This is a genomic window from Reyranella sp. (genome assembly GCF_052439685.1).
In the GTDB taxonomy this organism is placed as follows: domain Bacteria; phylum Pseudomonadota; class Alphaproteobacteria; order Reyranellales; family Reyranellaceae; genus Reyranella.
This window is the reverse complement of record NZ_JBQVQG010000032.1, coordinates 22,530-45,269: the sequence shown is the minus strand read 5'-3', so window position 1 is coordinate 45,269 and position 22,740 is coordinate 22,530. Positions and strand designations below refer to the sequence as shown.

Annotated in this window: 23 protein-coding genes and 1 tRNA gene; 13 read left to right on the top strand and 11 right to left on the bottom strand. The window is 66.3% G+C overall.

What is annotated here, in order from left to right:
• Positions 1 to 3 precede the first annotated feature (3 nt).
• Positions 4 to 1,173 (top strand): 2-methylaconitate cis-trans isomerase PrpF, encoded by a 1,170-nt coding sequence (prpF, locus tag ACT6UX_RS26320; protein ID WP_444778119.1) that lies wholly within the window; start codon positions 4 to 6, stop codon positions 1,171 to 1,173.
• Between the two features lie 2 nt (positions 1,174 to 1,175).
• Here prpF and ACT6UX_RS26315 read toward each other — a convergent pair whose 3' ends face one another.
• Positions 1,176 to 1,364 carry a hypothetical protein gene (locus ACT6UX_RS26315; protein WP_444778118.1) on the bottom strand — a complete coding sequence of 63 codons (189 nt, stop codon included), beginning with the start codon at positions 1,362 to 1,364 and terminating at the stop codon, positions 1,176 to 1,178.
• 26 nt (positions 1,365 to 1,390) lie between these two features.
• Between ACT6UX_RS26315 and ACT6UX_RS26310 the strand changes: the two genes are divergently transcribed.
• The 4 genes from ACT6UX_RS26310 to ACT6UX_RS26295 are packed head-to-tail and all read left to right on the top strand — an operon-like array spanning position 1,391 to position 5,797.
• A complete protein-coding gene (locus ACT6UX_RS26310; protein WP_444778117.1) occupies positions 1,391 to 2,533 on the top strand; it encodes an NAD(P)/FAD-dependent oxidoreductase in 1,143 nt (380 codons plus the stop codon).
• Between the two features lie 29 nt (positions 2,534 to 2,562).
• Positions 2,563 to 3,900 carry an aspartate aminotransferase family protein gene (locus tag ACT6UX_RS26305; RefSeq protein ID WP_444778116.1) on the top strand — a complete coding sequence of 446 codons (1,338 nt, stop codon included), beginning with the start codon at positions 2,563 to 2,565 and terminating at the stop codon, positions 3,898 to 3,900.
• Between the two features lie 17 nt (positions 3,901 to 3,917).
• On the top strand, positions 3,918 to 4,892 hold the full coding sequence (speB, locus tag ACT6UX_RS26300) for an agmatinase (RefSeq protein WP_444778115.1): 975 nt from the start codon (positions 3,918 to 3,920) through the stop codon (positions 4,890 to 4,892).
• Between the two features lie 56 nt (positions 4,893 to 4,948).
• Positions 4,949 to 5,797: an alpha/beta fold hydrolase gene (locus tag ACT6UX_RS26295; protein ID WP_444778114.1), complete on the top strand. Its 849-nt coding sequence runs from the start codon at positions 4,949 to 4,951 to the stop codon at positions 5,795 to 5,797.
• A 142-nt stretch (positions 5,798 to 5,939) separates the two neighbouring features.
• Here the strand turns inward: ACT6UX_RS26295 and ACT6UX_RS26290 are convergent, their stop codons facing one another.
• Entirely contained in the window at positions 5,940 to 7,085 is a 1,146-nt protein-coding gene (locus ACT6UX_RS26290) for an iron-containing alcohol dehydrogenase (RefSeq protein WP_444778113.1), read from the bottom strand.
• Positions 7,086 to 7,138: 53 nt separating this feature from the next.
• Here ACT6UX_RS26290 and ACT6UX_RS26285 point away from each other — a divergent pair, with 53 nt between their 5' ends.
• The 6 genes from ACT6UX_RS26285 to ACT6UX_RS26260 are packed head-to-tail and all read left to right on the top strand — an operon-like array spanning position 7,139 to position 12,936.
• Positions 7,139 to 8,533, top strand: a complete 1,395-nt coding sequence (locus ACT6UX_RS26285) for a M20 family metallopeptidase (RefSeq protein ID WP_444778112.1) — start codon at positions 7,139 to 7,141, stop codon at positions 8,531 to 8,533.
• Between the two features lie 11 nt (positions 8,534 to 8,544).
• On the top strand, positions 8,545 to 9,102 hold the full coding sequence (locus ACT6UX_RS26280) for a sigma-70 family RNA polymerase sigma factor (protein WP_444778111.1): 558 nt from the start codon (positions 8,545 to 8,547) through the stop codon (positions 9,100 to 9,102).
• Positions 9,099 to 9,755, top strand: a complete 657-nt coding sequence (locus ACT6UX_RS26275) for a ChrR family anti-sigma-E factor (RefSeq protein ID WP_444778110.1) — start codon at positions 9,099 to 9,101, stop codon at positions 9,753 to 9,755. The genes ACT6UX_RS26280 and ACT6UX_RS26275 overlap by 4 nt, the downstream gene beginning before the upstream one ends.
• A gap of 58 nt (positions 9,756 to 9,813) precedes the next feature.
• Positions 9,814 to 10,362 (top strand): carboxymuconolactone decarboxylase family protein, encoded by a 549-nt coding sequence (locus ACT6UX_RS26270; protein ID WP_444778109.1) that lies wholly within the window; start codon positions 9,814 to 9,816, stop codon positions 10,360 to 10,362.
• A gap of 23 nt (positions 10,363 to 10,385) precedes the next feature.
• Positions 10,386 to 11,897: a M81 family metallopeptidase gene (locus ACT6UX_RS26265; protein ID WP_444778108.1), complete on the top strand. Its 1,512-nt coding sequence runs from the start codon at positions 10,386 to 10,388 to the stop codon at positions 11,895 to 11,897.
• A gap of 31 nt (positions 11,898 to 11,928) precedes the next feature.
• The gene (locus ACT6UX_RS26260; RefSeq protein WP_444778107.1) at positions 11,929 to 12,936 is read left to right on the top strand and encodes a TauD/TfdA dioxygenase family protein; all 1,008 of its coding nucleotides are present in this window, start codon (positions 11,929 to 11,931) and stop codon (positions 12,934 to 12,936) included.
• Positions 12,937 to 12,955: 19 nt separating this feature from the next.
• Here ACT6UX_RS26260 and ACT6UX_RS26255 read toward each other — a convergent pair whose 3' ends face one another.
• From ACT6UX_RS26255 to ACT6UX_RS26230, 6 genes are all read right to left on the bottom strand, one after another.
• On the bottom strand, positions 12,956 to 14,008 hold the full coding sequence (locus ACT6UX_RS26255; protein ID WP_444778106.1) for a prolyl hydroxylase family protein: 1,053 nt from the start codon (positions 14,006 to 14,008) through the stop codon (positions 12,956 to 12,958).
• Positions 14,009 to 14,218: 210 nt separating this feature from the next.
• Positions 14,219 to 14,716, bottom strand: coding sequence for a hypothetical protein (locus ACT6UX_RS26250; protein WP_444778105.1), 498 nt, complete (start codon positions 14,714 to 14,716; stop codon positions 14,219 to 14,221).
• A 188-nt stretch (positions 14,717 to 14,904) separates the two neighbouring features.
• Positions 14,905 to 16,530, bottom strand: coding sequence for a dihydroxyacetone kinase subunit DhaK (locus tag ACT6UX_RS26245; protein WP_444778104.1), 1,626 nt, complete (start codon positions 16,528 to 16,530; stop codon positions 14,905 to 14,907).
• 79 nt (positions 16,531 to 16,609) lie between these two features.
• Complete coding sequence (locus ACT6UX_RS26240; RefSeq protein WP_444778103.1) at positions 16,610 to 17,800, bottom strand: multidrug effflux MFS transporter; 1,191 nt, start codon at positions 17,798 to 17,800, stop codon at positions 16,610 to 16,612.
• Between the two features lie 83 nt (positions 17,801 to 17,883).
• On the bottom strand, positions 17,884 to 18,468 hold the full coding sequence (locus tag ACT6UX_RS26235; RefSeq protein WP_444778102.1) for a histidine phosphatase family protein: 585 nt from the start codon (positions 18,466 to 18,468) through the stop codon (positions 17,884 to 17,886).
• A gap of 52 nt (positions 18,469 to 18,520) precedes the next feature.
• Positions 18,521 to 18,823, bottom strand: a complete 303-nt coding sequence (locus ACT6UX_RS26230; protein ID WP_444778101.1) for a hypothetical protein — start codon at positions 18,821 to 18,823, stop codon at positions 18,521 to 18,523.
• A 101-nt stretch (positions 18,824 to 18,924) separates the two neighbouring features.
• Between ACT6UX_RS26230 and ACT6UX_RS26225 the strand changes: the two genes are divergently transcribed.
• On the top strand, positions 18,925 to 19,164 hold the full coding sequence (locus tag ACT6UX_RS26225) for a hypothetical protein (RefSeq protein ID WP_444778100.1): 240 nt from the start codon (positions 18,925 to 18,927) through the stop codon (positions 19,162 to 19,164).
• Positions 19,165 to 19,829: 665 nt separating this feature from the next.
• Here ACT6UX_RS26225 and ACT6UX_RS26220 read toward each other — a convergent pair.
• From ACT6UX_RS26220 to ACT6UX_RS26210, 3 genes are all read right to left on the bottom strand, one after another.
• Positions 19,830 to 20,021: a hypothetical protein gene (locus ACT6UX_RS26220; protein ID WP_444778099.1), complete on the bottom strand. Its 192-nt coding sequence runs from the start codon at positions 20,019 to 20,021 to the stop codon at positions 19,830 to 19,832.
• A 448-nt stretch (positions 20,022 to 20,469) separates the two neighbouring features.
• Positions 20,470 to 20,544, bottom strand: a tRNA-Val gene (locus tag ACT6UX_RS26215).
• A gap of 35 nt (positions 20,545 to 20,579) precedes the next feature.
• Positions 20,580 to 21,284 carry an HAD-IA family hydrolase gene (locus tag ACT6UX_RS26210; RefSeq protein WP_444778098.1) on the bottom strand — a complete coding sequence of 235 codons (705 nt, stop codon included), beginning with the start codon at positions 21,282 to 21,284 and terminating at the stop codon, positions 20,580 to 20,582.
• Positions 21,285 to 21,343: 59 nt separating this feature from the next.
• Between ACT6UX_RS26210 and glmU the strand changes: the two genes are divergently transcribed.
• Positions 21,344 to 22,717: a bifunctional UDP-N-acetylglucosamine diphosphorylase/glucosamine-1-phosphate N-acetyltransferase GlmU gene (glmU, locus tag ACT6UX_RS26205; protein ID WP_444778097.1), complete on the top strand. Its 1,374-nt coding sequence runs from the start codon at positions 21,344 to 21,346 to the stop codon at positions 22,715 to 22,717.
• The last annotated feature ends 23 nt before the right edge of the window (positions 22,718 to 22,740 follow it).

Genomic DNA, 22,740 nt, shown 5'->3' with positions numbered 1-22,740 from the left:
GCCATGAAGCAACTTCGAATTCCGGCCGTCTACATGCGCGGCGGCACCAGCAAGGGCGTGTTCTTCCTGGCGCACGACCTGCCGTCCGATCCCGCGGCGCGCGACCGGCTGCTGCTGCGTGTGATCGGCAGTCCGGACCGCTATGGCAAGCATACCGATGGCATGGGCGGTGCGACCTCCAGCACCAGCAAGGTGGTGATCCTGTCGAAATCGGAGCGCGAGGGCTGCGACATCGACTATCGCTTCGGCCAGGTCGCGATCGATGCGCCGGTCATCGACTGGTCGGGCAATTGCGGCAACCTCAGTGCCGCGGTCGGTCCGTGCGCGCTGGGCATGGGCCTGGTCGAGGGGCCCCCGGATGGCATCGCGACCGTGCGGATCTGGCAGGCCAATATCGGGAAGATGATCGTGAACCACGTGCCCATGCAGGGCGGTGAGGTTCAGGAACTGGGCGACTTCGAATTGGACGGCGTGGCATTTCCGGCCGCCGAGGTGAGGGTCGAGTTCCTCGATCCCGCCGCCGACGAGGAGGGCGGTGACGGCGCAGGTGGTGGCGCTATGTTCCCGACCGGCAATCGCATCGACCTGCTGGACGTGCCGGGCGTCGGCAAGCTCGAGGCGACGCTGATCAATGCCGGCAACCCGACAATCTTCGTCGATGCCGCAAGCCTCGGGCTCGAGGGCACGGAGCTGCAGGGCGATATCAACGGCGACAAGGAATTGCTGAAGCGAGTGGAAGCCGTTCGCGCGCTCGGTGCCGTCGCGATGGGGCTCGTCGCCACGTCGCAGGAGGCGACGCAGAAGCGGCCGCACACGCCCAAGCTCGCGTTCGTGGCCAGGCCCGCCGCCTACACCGCGTCCGACGGCAAGCACATCGAGGCCGGCGATATCGACCTGCTGGCCCGCATCTTCTCGATGGGCGTGTTGCATCACGCGATGACCGGCACCGGCGCGGTCGCCATCGCCGCCGCCGCCGCGATCCCCGGCACGATCGTGAGCCGCGTGGCTCCGGCGGGAGCCGACGGCCGCGTCCGCTTCGGCCATCCCTCGGGTACACTGAACGTCGGCGCCGAAGCCCGCGAGGAGGGCGGTCAGTGGACCGTCAGCAAAGTCATGATGAGCCGCTCCGCCCGCCGCTTGATGGAGGGCTGGGTGCGGGTGCCGGGCGACTAACGTCAGCTCTCGTTGCGCCAGAAGCCGAGGAGGAAGCGGCGTCCCGTGCCGGCGTTCTGGCCGGCTTGCTCGTTGATCTCTGACAAGGTCGCCCCATGGCGGGCCATCCAGCGAGTGAGGACGCGTTTGCCGACCCAGCCGATCACGAGGAAGCTGCCGAAGTAGAGGATGGCGGTATAAAGCGCTGTCACGGGTGCGAGCATAGGCCAGGCGGGCGATGAAGTCAGATGTCGTGGTGATCGGGGGCGGGGCGATGGGATCATCCGTCGCCTATCATCTGAAATCCGATCCTTCTTTTGCGGGGACGGTGACCGTGGTCGAGCGCGATCCGGCCTATACGCGCGCTTCGTCGGCGCTGTCGGCGAGCTCGATCCGGCAGCAGTTCTCGACGCCGCTCAACATCCATCTGTCGCGTTACGGGATCGGTTTCCTGCGTCGGGCGCACGAATTGCTGGGCGTCGATCTCGGTCTGCGGGAGCCCGGCTACCTGTTCCTCGCGAGCCCGGCCGGGGAGGGGGTATTGCGGGCGAACCATGCCGTTCAGAAGAGCGAGGGCTGCGCGGTCGAACTGCTCGATCCGGCGGGCTTGAAGGCCCGCTTTCCCTGGATCTCGGAGGAGGGGCTGGCGCTCGCGTCGCACGGCACGGCCAATGAAGGCTGGTTCGACGGGCCGTCGCTGATGCAGGGGTTCCGGCGGACCGCGCGCGATCTTGGGGCGACGTACATTGCTGATGAGGTCGTCTCGTTCGATGCCGGCGGCGTCGATCTGAAGGACGCCGGCCGGCTGGAGGCGCGCACCGTCGTGCTGGCGGCGGGGCCCTGGTCCGGCGAGGTGGCGGCGCGGTCCGGCATCGCGCTGCCGGTGGAGCCGCGCCGGCGCTCCGTGTTCGTGTTCGACGTCCGCGAGGCGCCGGGTCTGACGCCGCTTACGATCGATCCCTCGGGCACTTGGTTCAGGCCAGAAGGGCGGTTCTACATCGCCGGCACGACGCCGGCCGAGGGCAACGATGCGCCCGGCGCGCCGCTCGAGGTCCAGCACCAGGAGTGGGACGACATCGTCTGGCCGGCCCTTGCGGCTCGCGTGCCCGCCTTCGAGGCGGCCAAGGTCGTGAACTCCTGGGCGGGCTATTACGAGTACAACACGTTCGACCAGAACGGCATCGTCGGGCGCCATCCGAGGGTCGAGAACCTGATCTTCGCCACGGGCTTTTCCGGCCACGGCATCCAACAGTCTCCCGCGGTGGGGCGCGCCGTCGCCGAACTGATCGTGCACGGGGATTACCGAACGCTCGATCTCAATACTTTTGGTTATGACCGCCTTGAATCGGGCCGGCCTATCCGCGAACTCAACGTCGTGTGATACTCGCAGCCTCATCCGAGGAGAGTGACGTGCCCGATCAAGCGCTGGTGAATTCCGATTTGCAGTCCGCCCTGACGGAGGCCAAGCAGGCCTATATCGACCGCAATCCGAGGAGCTTCAGCCGCCACCAGGATGCCTGCGTCGCCATGCCGGGCGGCAACACCCGCACGACGCTTCACAATTCGCCGTTCCCGCTCACGGTGGTGCGCGGCGCGGGCTGCAAACTGTGGGATGCGGACGGCCACGAATATATCGACGTGCTGGGCGAATACACCGCCGGCATCTACGGCCACTCCCATCCGGTGATCCGCAAGGCGATCGACAGGGCGCTCGACCATGGCTGGAACTTCGCTGGCCGCAACGAGAGCGAAAGCAAGCTCGCCAAGCTCGTGGTCGACCGCATGCCGTCGATCGATCTGGTGCGCTTCACCAACTCCGGCACCGAGGGCAACGTGATGGCCCTCGCGGGCGCGCGCGTCTTTGCCCAGCGCAAGGGCCGCACCAAGGCCACCAAGGTGATGGTCTTCCACGGCGGCTATCACGGCGGCGTGCTCTACTTCGTGAGCGGCGGCTCGCCTGTGAACATGCCGTACGAATACATCGTGGCGCCGTACAACGACGTCGAAGGCACCCGTGCGCTGCTCGCCAAGCACGGCGAGGAGCTGTTCGCCGTGCTGCTCGAGCCGATGCAGGGCAGCGGCGGCTGCCTGCCGGGTAATCTCGACTTCCTGCAGATGGTTCGCAGCGAGACCAAGGCGCGCGGCATCACCATGATCTTCGACGAGGTCATGACCTCGCGCCTGTCGCCGGGCGGCCTGCAGGAGAAGACCGGCGTGATCCCGGACATGACGACGCTCGGCAAGTATATCGGCGGCGGCATGTCGTTCGGCGCCTTCGGCGGCCGGCGCGACATCATGGAGCTGTTCGATCCGACCAAGCCCGATTCGCTGCCGCACGCCGGCACGTTCAACAACAACGTGCTCACCATGGCCGCGGGCGTCGCGGGCTATGGCGAGGTCTATACGCCCGAGGCGGCGAAGGAACTCAACGACCGCGGCGACAGGATCCGCGAGCGGCTGAACGCCATCTGCAAGAAGGCCGGCGTGGAGTTCCAGTTCTCGGGCATCGGCTCGATGATGACGGCGCATGCCACGACACGGCCGATCAAGAGTGCGGCCGATCTCGCATCGAGCAACCAGGACGCCAAGGAGCTGTTCTATTTCGACATGGTGGCGGCCGGAATCTGGATCGCCCGTCGCGGTTTCGTCGCGCTCAACATCATGATCGGCGACGCCGAGGGCGACCGCTTCGTGGCGGCGGTCGAGGAGTTCGTTTCGGCGCGAAAGGCCCTTTTGAAAGCGTCGTAACGGCTTACACTGGGGGAATGACCAGGAGCCAGGACTTCCCCCAGCCGGTCGCGGGCACCGTGGTGCCGCGCTTCGGCGACGTCGCCACCTTCATGCGCCTGCCGCTGTTCCGCGACCCGGCGGAGGTCGAGATCGGCATGGTGGGCGTGCCGTGGGATGGCGGCACGACCAACCGTCCCGGTGCGCGGCATGGCCCGCGCCAGATGCGCGACCTCTCCACCATGATGCGGCGCATTCATCATGTGACCGGCATCGCGCCCTACGAGCTGGCACGGTGCGGCGATCTCGGCGACGCGCCGGTCAATCCCGCCAGCCTCGACGATTCGCTCGACCGCATCGAGAAGCACTATGCGAGGCTCCATGCCGCCGGCGTGGTGCCGCTGTCGGCGGGCGGTGACCACCTGATCACGTTGCCGATCATGCGCGGCATCCGCAAAGGGCTGCCGCCGCTCGGCATGGTCCATTTCGACGCCCACAGCGATACCTGGGACAGCTATTTCGGCGGCTTCAAGTACACGCACGGCACGCCGTTCCGCCGCGCCGTGGAGGAGGGGCTGCTCGACCCCAGGCGCGTGGTCCAGATCGGCATTCGCGGCTCGCTCTACAAGGCCGACGACAACCAGTGGGCCCTCGACCAGGGCATGAGGGTCATCACCATCGAGGAATATTTCGACCTCGGCGTCGAGAAGGTGATCGGGGAGGCCCGCCGGGTCGTCGGCACCGGCCCGACCTATGTGAGCTTCGACGTCGACGGCCTCGACCCGGCTTACGCGCCGGGCACCGGCACGCCCGAGATCGGCGGCTACACCCCGCACGAGGCCCAGCGCATGCTGCGCGGCCTGCGTGGCCTCGACCTGGTCGGCGGCGACGTCGTCGAGGTCTCGCCGCCCTTCGACATGAGCGGCAACACGGCGCTCGTGGGCGTCACGATGATGTGGGAGATCCTCTGCCTGCTCTCCGAATCGGTGGCGAAGCGCAAGGGGCGGATCTGACCCGTTGCTCCTGCGGGGGATGGCGTCTGTCCGCGTGACGGCGCTATCCTCGGAGTATGTGCGCCTTTTTCCTGAGCCTTCTCCTGGCCTTCGTCGCCGCGTCCGCCTCGGCACAGCCGGTGCCGCGATGGCTGACCCTGCCGCCCACGCCCACGCTGCCGCCCGCTGTGAGCAGCGGCCTTGCGCCGGTCAACGGCATTTCGATCTGGTACGCGACCTTCGGGAGCGGGCCGCCGGTGATCCTGCTGCACGGCGGGCTCGCCAACTCGAACTATTGGGGCCACCAGGTTCCCGAGCTGGCGAAGAGCCACCGGGTGATCGTCATGGACAGCCGCGGCCACGGGCGCAGCACGCGCGATGCCCGGCCTTACGGCTACGCGCTGATGGCCTCGGATGTGCTGGGACTGATGGACCATCTCGGCGTGCCGCAGGCCGCCGTGGTCGGCTGGAGCGACGGCGCCATCATCGGGCTCAGCATGGCCATGTCCCATCCGCAGCGCGTGTCGCGCCTCTTCGCTTTCGCCGCCAATTCCGATCCCGGCGGCGTCAAGGACGTGAACAAGAGCCCCGTGTTCATGGACTTCATCGCCCGCGGCCAGAAGGAGTACGAGGCGCTCTCGGCCACGCCGCGCGAGTACAAGAAGTTCGTCGAGGAGATCGGCACCATGTGGGCGACGCAGCCCAACTGGACGGCCGCCGATCTCGGCGGCATCAAGGTCCACACCTGGATCGTCGACGCCGACCACGACGAGGCGATCAAGCGCGAGAACACCGAATTCATGGCGGGAGCGATCCCGAATGCCGGGCTGCTGCTGCAGCCGGAAGTGAGCCACTTTTCCATGCTCCAAGCGCCGCAGCAGTTCACCGACGACGTGAAGCGCTTCCTCGACCGCAAGTGGGAGTGACCCTCGATCGCATACTCGTTCCGACCCTGCGTCCCGGCGGCATCGTCAGGCCACGTAACCGAAATAAACGAAATAATCGAAACAATCGAAGCCAATGTCGCACCCCCGGCGAGCGGGTGCCGAACTTGCAGGTGCCATGCGCCTAGGCGGCCAGTTCCAGGATCTCCTTCACCTCGGCGGGCGTCGGGATCGGGCGCGGATTGCGCGGCACCCAGGGCGTGCCCATCGCCTGCTGGGCGATGCGGTCGAACTGCTCGCGGCCGATCTTCACGTCGGACAGGTGCCGCGGCATGTCGAGGCCGCGGATGAAGCGGTCGAGCACGTCGCCCGCGTCCTCGCCGGGATGGCCCATCGCGTTGGCGATCAGCGCCTGACGCTCGGCATTGGCCGGCTTGTTCCAGCGCATCACCCACGGCAGCATGATGCAGGAGGTGTGGCCGTGCGGCACGTCGAACACGGCGCCCAGCACGTAGCCGATGCCGTGGCTGGCGCCCATCGGCACGCCGGCGGCGATGCCGGTCATGGAGAGCCATGAACCGGTCTGGCAGTCGAGACGGGCAGCCATGTCCGAAGGATCGGCCTTCACCCGGGACAAGCCACGGGCAAGCAGGGAGAGACCATGCAGCGACGAGGCATTGCTGTACTCGGTCGATTCGTTGGAGCAGACGCCTTCGACGCAGTGATCGACGGCGCGGATGCCGGTCGAGAGCAGGAGCCACATCGGCGTGTGGCGCGTCACCTCGGGGTCGAGGATAACGGCCTGCGGGATGGTGAGGGGATGGCGGAACATCTCCTTTACCTTGGTGCCCTCGTTGGTGACGCCGGCGATCGCGGAGAACTCGCCGGCCGAGAGGGTGGTGGGGATCGAGATCTGGCGTACGGTCGGCGGCTTCACGTCCGCGTGGCCACGGATCCGGTCCATGTCTTCGGGTGTGCGGACGTCGTTCGACAGGCAGAGCTGGACGGCCTTGGCGGCATCGGTGATCGAGCCGCCGCCCAGGGTGACGATCAGATCGGCGCCGGCCTCTCGGGCCTGTTCGGCCGCCGCGACCACGGCGGCGCGCGGCGAATGGGCCGGCATCCGATCGAAGGTGCCGGCGCACTTGTTGCCGAGCGCGCGGCGCAGCTTCTCGATCTCGTCGGTCTCGCGGTTGAGCGTCCCGCTCACCATCAGGAAGACGCGCTTTGCGCCCTGACGCTCGACCAGTTCCGCGACGGCCTCGGCGGCGGGCCGGCCGAAGACCACTTCTTCCATCTTGCTGAAAACGACGCCGCCCGAAGCAGTCATGCTCATCTCCCTGTATTTTGCTATCGTGGCTGCGAAAACAGGCAAGGGAAAGCATGACCGGGACACGGGATGGCGCGATCACCCGCGCAGAGAAATATTTCGACGATGGCGGCTTCCTCGAGGAACTGCAGCGCCGGGTAGCCATCCCGACGACCAGCCAGGAGCAGGGCTCGATGCCCGCGCTCCAGCAATATGTCTCCGGCGAGATGACCGAATCGCTGCAGAAGCTCGGCTACGAGTGCACGGTCCTGCCCAATCCGCGCAGCGAATACGGCCCGTTCCTGATCGCCCGCCGGGTCGAGGATCCCGCCAGGCCGACCGTGCTGACCTACGGCCATGGCGACGTGATTCGCGGCCAGGAGGAGCAGTGGCGCACCGGCCTCTCGCCCTGGAAAATCGTGATCGAGGGCGACAAGATGTATGGCCGCGGCACGGCCGACAACAAGGGCCAGCACACGATCAACATCGCGGCGCTGGCCTGCGTCATGCAGGAGCGCGGATCGCTGGGCTTCAACTCGACGATCCTGATCGAGACCGGCGAGGAGACGGGCTCGCCCGGCCTGGCGGATTTCTGCAAGACCAACAAGGAAGCCCTCAAGGCCGACGCCCTGATTGGTTCCGACGGCCCGCGGCTCGACCATCGCCGGCCGACCATCTTCGGCGGCACGCGCGGCACGCTGAACTTCAACCTCAAGCTCACGATGCGCGAGGGCGGTCATCACTCGGGCAACTGGGGCGGCCTGCTGGCCAATCCCGGCATCATCATGGCCCATGCGCTGGCGACCATCACCGACGAGCGCGGGCAGATCAAAGTCCCGGAGTGGCGGCCCAAGACGCTGACCAACTCGATCCGCGCGGCGCTGGCCGACGCCCATGTCGATGCCGGCGAGGGCGCGCCGGAGATCAATGAGGATTGGGGCGAGAAGTCGCTGACGCCGGTCGAGCGCGTGTTCGGCTGGAACAGCTTCGAGGTCCTGGCCTTCAAGACCGGCAACCCCGACCGGCCGGTCAATGCCATCCCGCCCAGCGCCGTGGCCTACTGCCAGTTGCGCTTCGTGGTCGGCACCGATCCGCACGACATCATCCCGGCGCTGCGCCGCCATCTCGACAGCCACGGGTTCGGCATGATCGAGATCGAACAGGCGCGAGATGTCATCATGAACGCGACTCGTCTCGACCCGGAGAATCCCTGGGCGAAATTTGCCTCGGGCTCGATCGAGAAGACGGCGGGGCAGAAGCCGAACATGCTGCCCAACCTGGGCGGCTCGCTGCCCAACGAGGTGTTCACCGACATCCTCGGCCTGCCGACCGTCTGGGTGCCGCATTCCTACGCCGCCTGCTCGCAGCATGCGCCCGACGAGCACCTGCTGGCGCCCGTCGTCCGCGACGGGCTCCGGCTCATGACGGGCCTGTTCTGGGATTTGGGCGCACAGGGCCGGCCGGGCTAAGCTCCCGCCCGATGCTCTCAGCCGACGAGGCCGCGGACCTGATCGAAGCCATCGCGACCCGCCAGGATCGCGCGGCTTTCGCACGCCTGTTCCAATATTTCGCACCCCGTGTGAAGGCGTTCATCGTGCGGAGCGGTGCCGATCCGGAGGCGGCACAGGAAGTGGCGCAGGAGGCGCTGATCATGGTCTGGCGCAAGGCTGCCAGCTTCGACCGGACCAAGGCCTCTGCGTCCACCTGGCTCTACACCATCGCCCGCAACAAGAGGATCGACCATCTGCGACGCAACAACCGGCCGGCGATCGACACGGATGACTGGCTGACGGTTTTTGCACCGGAAGAGGACGGTGCCGACAAATCCGTTCTCGCAGGGCAGACGTATACGCGGGTGAAAGAGTTGCTCGGGGGGCTGTCGGCCGATCAGCTGGTGGTGATCGAGAAGGCGTTCTTCGAGGATAAAACCCACACGGCCATCGCCGGGGAGCTGAAGCTGCCCCTCGGGACGGTGAAGTCGCGCATCCGTCTGGCGTTGGCCCGCCTGCGGGAAGCACTGGAGAAAGACGAGTCATGAGCCGCCATCCGGCGCCCGATGAACTTCTGCTGGATTACGCCGCGGGTGCCCTGCCGGACGGGCCGGCGCTCGCCGTGGCCCTGCATGTCGCGCTGGACCCGCAGTCGCAGCGCACGGTCGACCGGTTGAACGCAATCGGTGGGGCGCTGATCGAGCGTGAGCCCGCCTTGGACCTGGACGATTCGGCGCTCGAAGAGGTGCTGGCGCGCCTCGACGAGGTGCCCGTCGAGCCGCGCCGCGCCGCCGCTGCCCGCCGTAATCCGGCCTTTGCCTGGGCGCCGGCGCCATTGGTCCCGCACCTGCGGCCGGGCATGGATTGGCGGCGCGTGATGGGTAAGTTCGACGAGATCCGGCTCGACCTGCCGGGTGACTTCCATCGTGTTTCGCTGTTGCGGCTGGAATCGGGGCGGGGCCTGCCCGAGCACAAGCATGACGGCTACGAATACACGGTCGTCCTGCAGGGCGGTTATACGGACGATACCGGCAATTACGGCGTCGGCGATTTCGCCGTCGGACCGGGCGACCATCGGCATGAGCCGATCGCCGATCCGGGCGATCCCTGTATCGCCCTGATCGTGGTCGAAAATCCCATCGTGCTGACGGGGCCGTGGGGCCGCTGGCTCAATCCGCTGGTCAGTCGCGGCTGGATCTGAAGCAGCGTTGACCGCGCAAGGGGTTCCCTTCAGGTTTGCGGCCTGAAGAGAGGGACCAATGCCGCGCATTCCGTACTACGAAGTCGAAAACGCCACGGGCAAGCACGCCGAATTGCTCGGCAAGCTCAACCCCATGCTCAACATCTACCGGATGCTGGCCAACTCCGAGCAGGGAGCGAAGGGCTTCCTGCGCATGGGCAACGGGCTGCTGTATCGCTGCGAATTGAACCCGGTGCTGCGCGAGCTGGCCATCATCCGTGTGGGCCGCCTGAGCCGCACCGCCTACGAAGTCTTCCAGCACGAGCGCATCGGCCGCGATGTCGGCGTGACCGAGGATAAGATCGCGGCCCTGCGCGACGCCACGATCGAGGCGCCGGCGTTCGACGACAATGAAAAGGCCGTGCTGCGCTTCACCGATGACGTCGTGCGCAACGTCCGCGCGTCGGACAAGACCTTGAAGGCCGTACAGGCGTTTCTGAGCCCGGGCGCGCTCGTCGAACTCACCCTGACGATCGGCTACTACATGATGGTCTGCCGCTTCCTCGAAACCACGGGCGTCGAGGGCGAAGAGGGCCAGGCCGAGTGGCTCAAGACGGCCAAGCTGTAAGCGTCGAGTGTAGGAGTAGAGAAATGGCGTACCGCGTCCTGATCGCGCAGTTCATGCACGAGACCAACACCTTCAGCAAACTCAAGACGACGCTGGAGGATTACCGCAAGCGCTGGCTGATCGAGGGCGAGGAGATGGTGCCGCGCTTCACCGGCACCAGGAACGAAGTCGGCGGCTATATCGACTCGGTGAAGAAGTATGGCTGGGAGCCGGTCTGGGCGGCGGCGGCCAACGCGACGCCCTCGGGCAAGCTCACGAAGGAGACGTGGGAGCATATCCGCGACCTGATCCTCAATGCCGCGAAGAAGGCCGGCAAGCTTGACGCGATCTGCCTGTCGCTGCACGGCGCGGCCGTCACGGAAACCGAGGACGATGCCGAGGGTGCGCTGCTCGAGGCGCTGCGCGGCATCGTTGGTGCCGACATTCCCATCGTTGCCACGCTCGACCTGCACGCCAATGCCACGGTGAAGATGGCCCGCCACGCCAATGCGCTGGTGAGCTACCGCACCTATCCGCACATCGACGGCTACGAGCGGGCGGTGCAGGCCGCGGCGCTGGTCCAGGAGACGCTGGAAGGCCGGAAGAAGCCCAGGTGCCTGCTGGTCCAGCCGGCGATGCTGCAGGGCGCCGATTCCGGCAAGACCACGCAGCCCGGCCTCATGCGCGACCTGCTGGCGAAGGCGGACGCTTTCGAGAAGGAGCCGGGCATCAACGTGGTCAGCGTCCAGGCCGGCTTCACCTGGGCCGACATTCCCTATACCGGTCCATCGATTGCGGTGAGCCACGAGCCGGGCGCCGAAGGGCGCGCGAAGGAAGCGGCCGCTGCGATCCTCGACGAGATCTGGAAGCGCCGGACCGAGAACACCTCGAACTTCCGCCCCGTTGCCGAAGCCATCGCCGCCGCCAAGGCCGGCGCCGGCAAGGAAGGGCCGCTGGTCGTGGCCGACGGCACCGACAACCCGGGCGGCGGCGGTTACAACGACACGACGCCGGTGCTGCAGGCGCTGGTCGACGCCAAGGTCGAGAACGTGGCCTTCGGCACGATCTACGATCCCGGCACGGTGCAGCAGGCGATCAAGGCCGGTGTCGGCGCGGAGATCGACGTCGAACTGGGCGGCCATACCGACTCCTCGATGGGCGCGCCGGTGAAGGCTCGCGCGATCGTCAAGATGCTGTCCGATGGTTCGTTCAAGAACGACGGGCCGATGAATGCCGGCGTCGAGACCTCTATGGGGCCGACCGCTGTCTTGCGCATCGGCGGCATCGACGTGGTCACCATCTCCAACCGCATCCAGACCATCGACCTGCAGGTCTTCCTGAGCCAGGGCATCGATCCGCGCACCAGGAGCGTGGTGGTGGTGAAGAGCGTGCAGCATTTCCGGGCAGCCTATGCGCCGATCGCCCGCGAGGTCGTGCTCGTGGATTCCGGCGGCATCTGCTCGCCAGACATCTCGCGGCTGAAGTTCACCAAGCTGCGGCGGCCGATCTGGCCGCTCGACGGCGTCAACGATCCCTATGCGGGGCAACGTCCCTGAAGGTTGGCATGACACTGGCATGAGGATGGGCATGAACTTCACACGCGAGGCGCCTTTTCCCGGCGCGTCCTTTGGTGCCACGCTTCGACTCGAGGGCGATGCAGCGCAGATCGTGGCGGCGGCCGAGAGCGATCCGAAGGCCCTCCCAGCGGCATTGGCCGAGGCGAAGGGGCTGATTCTGATCCAGGGCATGAACGGCATCTCCGGCGATCCCGACCTGCTCATCCGGCTCAGCCGCGTGTTCGGTCCGGAGGTCGAGGACTATCACCACACGCTCACCGACCTGAAGTCGGTGCATGTGTCCGTGCCCGAGATCCTGCTCGTCTCCAACATGCCGCCGGTCTCGAAGGCACCGCCCAAGCGGCCCGAACCGCCGCTGGCGACCGACGGCCTGATCCCGACCCAGTATCCCCATCGCATGGGCTGGCACACCGACCAGAGCTATCGCCGGCCGCCGCCCGACATCTCGCTGTTCTATGCCGTGACGCCGGCCGAGAGGAACACTGGGCAGACCCTTTTCGCCAACGGCATCCTGGCCTACGCGGCCCTGCCGGCGGCGCTGAAGGCGAAGGTCGACACGCTGGTCGGCCTGCATGCCCAGCCGGGCAGCGGCCGCTCGCGTGAAGCGGCCTTGGCCGGGCGCACGCCGCGTGCCTTCGCACTTCACGAGCGCTCGCAGCCGCAGCCGGTGGTGCGCATTCATCCGGTGACGGGCGAGCGCTCGCTCTATCTGTGCGAATGGGGCCAGATGGACTGGTTCGAAGGGCCGTTCGTCGGCATGGAGCCGGGGCCGCACGGCGCGGGCGCGGTGCTGCTCGACGAGATCATGGCGCATTTCACCGAGCGTCGCTTCTGCTACGCCCACGAATGGACGGAAGGCGATCTCCTGATCTGGGACAATCGCTGCCTCGTCCATGCCGCGACCTGGTTCGACGGCGATCGCGAGGGCCGGCTGATGTGGCGCACAACGGTGCACGGCAATCCCGGCGCCGCTTATGCCGGCGAGAAGAAGAGCTGGATTCCGGCGCCCGTCGCCTGACGGAACCGCCTGATCCGGTTCAGCGCTTCTGGCGGAAGAACGTCGTAAGCGCGTAGCGGCGGCCCCGGGTCACCGGGCCGACTGCGTGCAGCAGCGAGCACGAGAAGACGGCGGCTGCGCCTGCGGGCGGGCTGACCCTCACGGCGGCATATTCCGGAAAGACCAGCTCACCGCCCTCGAAATCGTCATTGAGGTTCAGTGATACGGCGAAGGCGCGATCGGCCGTCGTCGGCGCGCCATTGTCGCGATGCGCGGCGAAGAAGTGCTGACCCTCGGCGCTGTAGGACAGCACGACGTGCGAGTCGAAGGTGAACTCTCGGTCGAAGGCGAAGACCTTCGTCAGTTCGGGCCCGATGCGGTAGGCGAGGCGGTCGGATACCGCCTTGAGCATCATCGGCTCGACGATCGTATAGTCCTCGGTGCGCTTCAGCGCGGCCATATCGACATTGCCGTAGCGGCTGGAAACGCCAGAATCCTTGTGGTCGCCCTTGCCCCACAGGCGAATGAGCTGGGTGCAGAAATCCGGCTCGAAGACGCGCGGCAGGACCAAAACCGGCGCCATCGCCGTGTTGAGAAGCAAGCCGGCGCCGCCGTCGGCACGCACCGACCGGGCCAGCTCGCCGATCGCCTCGGCCGCGGCCAGCAGCGCGCGCGTGTCAAAGGTGCCGGCTACCCGCAGGTTGGGATCTAACACGATCACGCGCTGGCGCAGGCCGATGCCCTGGCCGAAGGACACCGCGCCGGCCTGGGCGAGAAACGCCGGCAGGAACTGGCCCTTGCCGTCGCAGAGAAGCAGCGGCTCTTCAGGCGCTGCGCCGAGCTTCGTCCAGATCGGTCCGGCCGCCGCGACGGGATTGGCGGCGACCACGACGAGCTTGGTCGAGGCCGCGGTACAGGCCTCTCGAAGGGAGGTGAACTGCGCGGCATCGAGGGCGGCGAGATCCGCCACTGCGAGGAGGGCGACCGGGTCGCCATTGAACGACCAGACGAACTTGCGGAGTTTGCCGTCGAGGCCCGGCAGCACGAAGTCGGGGAGGCGGTCACCGGGGCGAAGAGACAGCGTGCTGGTCATGGCCGCTGTTAGCAGCGGGTCAGGCTCGGTTCAAGCGCGCCGGGCTGATACCTATTTCGATAATGCAGACACGAGGCAAGGCAGGACGTCGTCGATATCGGGAGGTCAGGTGGTGTGCCTGGCGGAGCAGGTATCGTCGGTGGCCTCGCAACGCACGCAGCAGCCTGCAGTTCGCCAAGCGTAGGCTCGGTTAGAGAAGTCTCGGAGTTTCTATTGGCGGTCTGGCAAGGTCGCTCGGTCGTGTGTCTTGCATTCAAAAACATCACCGCACGCTAGGACGCTGCAGCTAAACCCAAAAGCGTCAGCCTTATGCGGTTCACTTTCGAAGATCACGCCGCGGACCCTCGTAGCGGGAAAGGTACCCTCCAAAAAGTTGGATGACGCGCCTTCTGGACCCATCATCCAGTGACCTTTGCCGTGATGGAGAGGCACGAATTTCTTCCAGCCACTCTGATAAGACGCATGCACCTTCAGCGGAGCATTCTCATCTATGAGGTGCATGATCGCTTCGTCACTTTGATAGTGTTGACGCACTTTCTCAATGGCTGCGACTTCATCCTCGATCAAGGGTCGCCCCCAGCAACGCGCCAGGATTATGGCTGGACGGAAGATGGTGTCCATATAAGCGATCAATACCGTGCTGATCAGAAGCGTGCTGATCAAGAACATGCTGATCAGGAACACTCCCCGGAGCATGCGCTTCTTCAACCGTCTATTTCCCTAGTCCGCCGAGAACGGTGGAAGACTAATATGACATTCCTTAGCAGACGGTTGGAACAGGTTTCCGGAGCCTATTGCCGAGAAGTAGGCGATCCTCCCGTGTCCTGGAAGCGCCGCGTTCGTTGCGCCGCAAGTCGCTGCACTCCGTGGATAACGGCACGCGACGGTCAGCAGCCTCACCCCTTCGCGAGGCCTTCCAGCAGTAGGGCGATGGCTTCCGCCCCTGGATCGGGAACGCCCTCGAGGTGCGAGGACGAGACGTAGGTCGAACGGCCGGCGCGAGCCGACTGCATCCGGGCGGTGGCGTCGGCACCGGCGCGCGCGGCTTTCGCGGTTTCGTCGAGGCCGCTCGACAGGGATGCGAGGGCCGGCGCGATGGCATCGATCATGGTGCGGTCGCCAGGCTTGGCGCCGCCATAGGCCATCATCTTCGCGAGGCCGGCGGACAGGGAATTCTGCCAGTTCGCACCACCCGATGCGGACTGGCCGGCGGCTGAGAAGAAGATGGCCAGCAACACACCCGACGATCCGCCCATGGAGCGAGAGAGCGCCTCGCTCGTGGCCGCGAAGAAGCGGTCGAGCTTGGCGAGAGGCATCAAAGGCAGCGCCGCCTGCAGGTGACGGGCGGCGGTGGCGACGGTCGAACCGGTATCTCCATCGCCCACCTTGGCATCGAGTGCGTTGAGCTTTCCTTCGGCGGCAACCAGGATGTCGCAGGACCGACTCACCAGCGCGGCGAGCGACGGGTTCCTGCTCGCCCGATCTGATTTTCGCCTCATCTCTCGGGGCAGCTTGACGAGCTTCGGCTTCACGTGCGCGCGGACCTTCGGCCAGACCAGCGGGCTAGCCGGGGATAGCAGCGCCTTCTCGAAATCGGGCGTCAGGGGGAGGAGGCTCAGCGACACGCCATGCATGTCGAGAGAGGACACCAGCGTGGCCGGGCCCAGCACCAGTTTGATCTTCGCGCAGCGTCGGCTCGCCAGCACCTCGTTGGTGAGCAGGTTCATCTCCAGCGCCGTGGTGGAGCCGAGGTTGTTGACCAGGAGTGCATAAGAGCGCGCCGGCTTTGCCGCCGCGAAGAGGCGGTCGAGGAGCACGAGGGCCGTCTCGCGCGCGCCTTCGTAATTGACCAGGTCGACGCCGGGCTCGCCATGGAGGCCGAGGCCGAGTTCGGCCTTACCGTCCGGTACGCGGTCTTCACGGCCGACGCCCGGCAGCGTGCAGGACGACAGCGAAATGCCGAGCGAGACCACCTGATCGGCCGCCTTCCGTGCCATGGCGGCGACCGTCTTGAGGTTCGCTCCCTGCTCGGCGTAGTGGCCAGCCACCTTCTCGACGAACATGACGCCGGCGATCCCCCGCGGCTGAGCGACGTCCGGCAGCGCGATGTCGTCCTTCACGATCACGACCTCGACCTTCTTGCCGAGCGCGCGGGCACGTTCCACGGCGAGACCGAAGTTCAGACGGTCGCCGGTGTAGTTCTTGAAGATCACGAGGCAACCGCCTCTGCCCGTCACCGCCATGATCGCGGCGAAGACGGCATCGATCGACGGCGAGGCGAAGACGTCGCCGCACACCGCGGCGGTCAGCAGGCCCTTTCCCACGAACGATGCATGTGCCGGTTCATGACCGGACCCGCCACCCGCGACGATCGCCACGCGACCGGGCTTGTGATCGGTGCGCAGCACGACCTTGATGTCGGGATAGCCGTCGAGACGCGCCAGGTTGGCGCCGCCGCTGCTGCGCAGGAGTCCGTCGATCGCGTCGACGACGAGGCTCTCCTTGCCGTTCATGAATTGCATGGCGGTCCCACGTCGTTCAGTTGAAGCGAGATGCCCGGTATAGCCGGTGACCGGCAGGGCGCGGAAGCCGCCGGGTCCGTCAGGCCGTCGGCGACCGGCGCACCAGCGTCCACCAGCCGACCAGCCCGACGATGCCGGTGATGGCGACGCCGATTCCGATGTTCATCTGGGTGTCGTGCGGCACGTAGCCGACCAGCAAGGTCAGCACTGCGGCGGTGACCATCTGCACGAAGCCCATCAGGGCGGAAGCCGCGCCGACCCGGCTGGCGGGCACGGCGGATAGCGCGCTCGCCATCGCATTGGGCATGTTGAGGCCGTTGCCCCAGCCCATCAGCATCAGCGGCCCGATCAGGGCCAGCGGCGTGACATAGCCCAGCGCCGCCGTCGCCATCATCGCCACGGCGCCCAGGGTGAGAATGATTTGGCCGACCGGGATCAGGATCATGCTTTTCACCCGGCCCTGCAGGCGGCTGGACACCAGGCTGCCGACGACGAAGTTGCCGGCCCAGGCGAGCGTGAACCAACCGAACGTTTCGACGGCGACCCCCATGACCTGGATCAGCAGGATCGGGCCGCCGGAAAAGAAGACATTGAAGCCGGCCGAGGCGCAGGTGGTCGCCGTCATGAGGCCGATGAAGCGGCGCTCGCGCAGGACGGCGCGGAAGCCGTCGAGATAGTCGCGCACCACGCCGGTGGTGCGCGGCGCGGCCTTCGGCGCGGTCTCTCCGACGATGCGCCAGACCAGGATCAGCACGGCGACGCCGCAGGCGGCCGTGAACCAGAAATTGCTGCGCCAGCCGAAGAAGCCGAGCAGCTGGCCGCCCAGTAGCGGCGAGAGCGCCGGCGCCAGTGCCATGGAAGAGGCCATGTAGCCCATCGCCCGAGGGGCCTCGGGTCCGGTGCGGCTGTCGCGCACGATGGCGCGGCCCAGCACCACGCCGCCGCAGGCACCGCAGGCTTGCACGAGGCGCGAGGCGATCAGGGTCTCGATCGTCGGGCTGAGTGCGCAGCAGATGCTGCCGATCGTGAACACGACGAGGCTGCCCAGCAGCAGCGGCCGGCGGCCCAGATTGTCCGAAAGAGGGCCCACGGCGAGCTGGGCGAAGGCAAAGGCGAACAGGTAGATCGAGAGCGTCAGCTGGGCGGTGCCGTAGGAGACGCTCAGCTCATTCGCGATGGTCGGCAGCGACGGCAGGAAGATCGTGAGCGCCATCTGCGAGGACACGGTGGCGCTCATCAGCAGCCAGATCGGCGGTTTGGTCGTACGCATGCGCAGAATTTTCACGTGTCCGCGACAGGCGGAGTGCCGGGCTCATAGCAGCCTTCGGCCGCCTCGGGCAGGGCCGCCGTCCGTCAGGCGGTCGGGAGTCGCCCCTGAACCACGAGCTGGCCGCCGGGCATTCGCTGCATCACCACGATCTCGCCACTCCCTGGAAAGACCCCGCTGAGGGCCGTCACCACGACCTGATGCGTCACGAACACCGTCGGGTTTGCCAAGGCGAGTTGTCCGATCCACTGCCGCAGCGCCTCGATCTGGCCGGCTTCGCGCGACCGGTCCTGAAAGAACGAGTTCAGGAGCGGTTGCGAGCGTACGTCACCCAGTTTCATCAGGCGCGCAGTATCGAGGCAGCGGCACCACTGGCTGGAATGGATTTCGGTCGCGGCCATCGCGTTGGCGCGAAACAAGTCGCCGATGTGAACGGCTTGCGCGCGGCCCTCGGCCGACAGATTGCGCTGCGTCGCACAGTCGTCGAGACGAAAGCCTGGCGGGTCGTTGGTGCCGGGCGCCGTGGCATGGCGAACAAGCGCGAACGATCCGGGCCGGCGCAGGGCCGCCCACGGATCGCTTTCCGCCCACGCCGAACGACCCCGGCCGAACGCAGCGACGGAAACCAGGGCTGCAATCAGCGCACGCCGCGAGGTGAAAGAGGCTGTCACGTGTCGACGTTACGTGCGCTCCTCTCGCGGGTCCACGGCACGCGGCCATCGCTCACTGTGCTTTGATGGACCGTGAACCGGCGGCTTTCAGAGCCTCGCGAACGACCTCGGGCTCGCTTCCATGATAGTCGACCGATACCTCGATCTCACCGGCGAGTTCCGGCGTGCCGCGCTTCGGCGAGCCATGGCCGCTCTCGACATCGGCGCCGGCGGCCCTGACGCCGGCCGAATTCGCTTCGCCCTTGGCACGTATGAAGATGTCGGTCCGCGCGACGCCGTGCTCCTGCACCAGATGCTCGACGGCAATCTCGGCATCCCGTCGTGTCTCGAAGTGGGCGACGATGGTGCGCTCCATGCTGAACTCCATTTGCTGTGTCGGGAATTCAACCTTCCCCGGTGCAAACGGTTGCCAAGCCCTGTGTCGCGCAGGTTCACGCCCGCTCATGCCGTTCAGGCATGAGGGGCGACAGCCCACGACCCCAACCTGCGCAACAGCGCGACGAAAGTCGGGCGCCGGCCACCGGCTGCCACTACTTCATCAAGGCGGGCCAGATCGAATTCTGCGGCGACAGCACATATGCGCTGGCAGGGCAGACTGTGCAGATCTTCGCCACCATACCCGAGCTTGACGTCGTCGATGGCGGAAAGGGGGATTTCTGCCAGCGTTGCAGCGACGTCGCGAGCATTATCGAATAGTTCGCGTAACACCCGATGGAGGTGCGGTATGGAGTCGGAGACTGCTACGGTTAAAAAGTCATCGTAAGCACGCTCCCAGAGATCGCGTGGAATGTAATTCAAAGAAGCCATCGCGACCTGTCACCGCGTCCGTCGTGCCGCCGTCTGTCCGGACATACTTCTGCGCAAGGCTACAGCCCAGCGACATCAATCCCAACAGCCCCAATCCCTGATTGCTTGGTTTGGTTCGTCACAACCTCGCTTTCACCGGTGGGATTGTTAGTTGAAAACGGCCAAACGTCTTTTGCTTCACGTCGCTCTTTGAACATTCGCCGAGGCGCACCCGAGGTCGGGGTCTGGATCCGTCCGGACCCGACATGCTCGTTTTGGGCGTTTCCTCCCTAAATTTGGCTCTGCCCACGGTAGTTCATTCTACGCCAGCGCGTTGAAAAACTGCATTTCGAGTGCTAACATAGTTACGTGGGAGTTGATCGGTGGGGTTAAAATGACAGAGTGCCATCGCGAAAAAACGCGCGCGGCAAGGCAGCGTGTCGTCGACGAACTCGCCAGATTCCGTGGCGACAATTCTGAGGATCGCTTGGCGACCCTCAATGCGGCGATCGAAAACTGGCACGCTACTGTAGGCGCCTGGAACGAGGCCCTTTCAGCAGAGCGCGTCCAGAAACTCACATGACAGGGCGCTTGTCGCTGGCCTGCCATGCTTGCTGCAGCTCGCGGACTTGCTGAGAGAGCAACAGGCTGTCAGGCCCGCTGAGATGCTCCGAGGTCGCCGCCAGAATGTCCGCCACGGCCGATGTGAATTCAGCTTCGGTCATGCAGCTCTGATTGAGGCGGGCGTGGAGCTGATCGATCAACATTCTGACGTTTGTCATTTTCAACGCATCGGATGTGAAGGACCGATACCAAAAAGATATTTCGCGGACCTTACAAAAGACGGCTCCGGGTGCGCATTCGTGTGACTTGGTGGGAGCCGACGACCTTGAGCGCGCAGGACGCCCGCGGATGGTGCCAAGAGCCGACCATCAGGAGGGCTCGTCGCCCGCGACGACGAGCTGGGGACCGGTTTAGGCACTCGGCGCTGGCCGCGTCGACTTGGCGTAAGGGCTCTGTGCGGTGGAGCCGGCGACACGGGGCAGCTCGCGCACGCGGAGCTGGTGGCTGCTCGGGCCGCGGCGGGCCATAGCAATCTCGCGGTTGGCTGCGGCCCCGCGCTCCTCCGTGCCTGTTCACGCCATTTCGTGCCCTCTCATGCAGGATGGGCATGAGGGGCAAAAAACAATTATCTAACGATTTCCGGAGGGTAAATGGTGGGCGCTGTAGGGATTGAACCTACGACCCCACCCGTGTGAAGGGTGTGCTCTCCCGCTGAGCTAAGCGCCCGGAAGGCGCGCGTATAGGACAGGCGGGCTTGATCGTCAACGGGCCGATGCGAGCCGAGCCAGTGCCTCGGGAAGGGCGTCGAAACGATCGATCACGGCATCGGCGCCGAGCTCGCTCGCGGGCCTGGCCGTGTAGCCCCAGCTCACCAGCACGGCCGGGATTCCGGCGCCGCGCGCCGCTTCGGCGTCGTGGGTCGAATCGCCGATCATGACGGCGCGCTTCGGATCGCTGCCCATGCGCTCCAGCAGCATCAGGAGGTGGCGCGGGTCGGGCTTGCGAACCGGGAAGCTGTCGGCACCTGCCACGTCGCTGATCGGCGGCATCAGCTTCAGGTGTTCAAGGATCATGCGCGAGGGCTTCTCGAACTTGTTGGTGCAGACTCCCTGCTTGAGGCCGAGGCGGGCGAAGCCCGCCACCACGTCGGAAACGCCGGCGAAGGCCGTGGTATGGCTGATCGGATCGGCCTCGTAGTAACGCACGAACTCGCGCGTCGCGGCGGTCAGGGCCTCGTCGTCGAGCGACCTGCCGTATTTGGCGAAGGCCTTGCCGATCGTGACCTTGCTGCCCTGGCCCATGAAAATCCGGACGTCGTCTTCCGTCACCGCCGGCAGGCCATGGTCGGCCAGCACGTGGCTGACGGCGAGCTGCATGTCCGTTGCGCTGTCGATCAGGGTGCCGTCGAGGTCGTACAGGACGGTCTCGAAGCGGGCGGCTATGAGTTTCTCGGCATCTGTCTTCATGCCGTTTTCTCTAGCACATCCGCCTTGCCCGCCCGCCAGTCGCGTGGCATCCGACGGGCATGAAATCACCCATTGCCGTGGTCGTGCTCGCGGCCGGCGCCGGGACCCGCATGAAATCGGCGCTGCCGAAGGTCCTGCATCCCCTGGCCAACCGCCCCATGCTGGTCCATGTGCTCGCCAATGCACAGGCGCTGAAGCCCAGCCGCATCGTGGGCGTGATCGCGCCGGGCGTCGCCGAGGTGGCCAAGGCCTTCGAGCCCCATCCGACGGTGGTTCAGGGCAAACCCCTCGGAACGGGACACGCGGCAAAGGCGGCCCTTGACGCTCTCGGCGGGCACAAGGGGCCGGTGCTGATCGTGTTCGGCGATGCACCGCTCGTCACGACAGCCAGCCTTCGCAAGCTGGTTGCGGCCTGCGCCAGGGCCGGCGCGGCGGTCGGCGTGCTGGGCTTCGTCGCCCGCGACCCGACGCCCTATGGCCGGCTCATCGTGCAGGACGGCGAACTGGTGAAGATCGTCGAGAGCAAGGACGCCGACGCGGCCGAGCGAGCGGTGGCCTTCTCCAACTCGGGTGTCATGTGCATCGACGGCCGGCTGATCGCCTCGCTGCTGGGCGCGATCCGCAACGACAATGCCAAGGGCGAATTCTACCTGACCGACGCGGTGCGGCTGGCGTGCGAAGCCGGCCACAAGGCGATTGCCGTGGCGGGCGAGGAGGCGGAATTCCAGGGCGTCAATTCACGCGCCGAACTGGCCGTGGCCGAGCAGGCGCTGCAGCAGCGGCTGCGCGCCGCCGCGATGGCGGGCGGCGTGACCATGACGGACCCCGGCACGGTCTGGCTGTCGGCGGACACGAAGTTCGGCACCGACGTGACGATCGGGCCCAACGTGCGGTTCGGTCCGGGGGTGATCGTCGGGGCCGATACCGTCATCAACGCCTTCTGCGACATCGAGGGTGTACGCATCGGCCGGGGCGTTCTGGTGGGGCCGTTCGCGCGCATCCGCCCGGGCTCGGAGGTCGCCGACGGCGTCCATATCGGCAACTTCGTCGAACTCAAAGCCACGCGCATGGGCAAGGGCGCCAAGGCCAATCACCTGGCCTATCTGGGCGATTCCGATATCGGGGCGGGCAGCAACATCGGCGCCGGCACGATCGCTGTGAACTACGACGGCTACGGCAAGCACCGCACGGTCATCGGCGCCGACGTGTTCATCGGCTCCAACAGCTCCCTCGTGGCGCCACTCACGGTCGGCAGGGGCGCCAACGTCACCGCCGGCAGCGTGGTGACGGAGGACGTGCCCGCCAACGCGCTGGCCTTCGGCCGCGCCCGCCAGGTCACGAAGAAGGGGCGCGCGGCTGCGCTTCGTGCGAAACTGAAAAACCGGGCAGCGGCCCTCAAGAAGGCGGCGTCAGAGCGGTCCGGCAAGAAATAACCCCCTCCCTCGGTCGAGGCAGA